The sequence below is a fragment of the Oleiphilus sp. HI0117 genome, assembly GCF_001635235.1.
In genome coordinates, this window is sequence record NZ_LWGA01000345.1 from 1 (window position 1) to 532 (window position 532).

1 pseudogene is annotated in these 532 nt (G+C 46.8%); it reads left to right on the top strand.

Annotated elements, in window-relative coordinates:
• Positions 1-532: pseudogene (locus A3757_RS26305) on the top strand (2-octaprenyl-6-methoxyphenyl hydroxylase); the annotation flags it as partial.

A 532-nucleotide genomic window follows, 5' to 3' on the forward strand; every position in this document is an offset into this window, starting at 1 on the left:
AAGATATACCTGAGTACACTCCTAGCTACGATGCGAGGTCGACAGCCTTGTCTTGGGGCACGCGAGAAATCTTAGAGCAGCTTGATGTCTGGACAGATATTGAGCCTTCGGTATGTGCCATCGAACAGGTTCATGTATCAGAAAAAGGCTGCTTTGGAACCACCCGGATGCATGCAGCAGAGTATGGACAGGAAGCCTTAGGTTATGTGGTGCCGAATCAGTGCTTGGGCCAGAGTTTGTTAAGCAAGGTGTATGAGAGATCACTACCTTTTTATAGTGGTGTGAAGGTTTCTCATATATCTCAAGGCAAAGACTTCCATCAAGTGCACTTAAGCTCGATTGAGCAGCCTGAACAGCAGAAAGTGCTAAACACTCGCTTGATGGTGATTGCAGATGGTACGGAGTCGAGCACTGCGAAGCTATTAGGCATTGCTTATCAAGTGGAAAAATATTCTCAGCATGCCTTGGTGGCTAACGTCAGTACTGCATTGCCAAATGAAGGTGTTGCGTTTGAGCGCTTCACTAAGAAAGG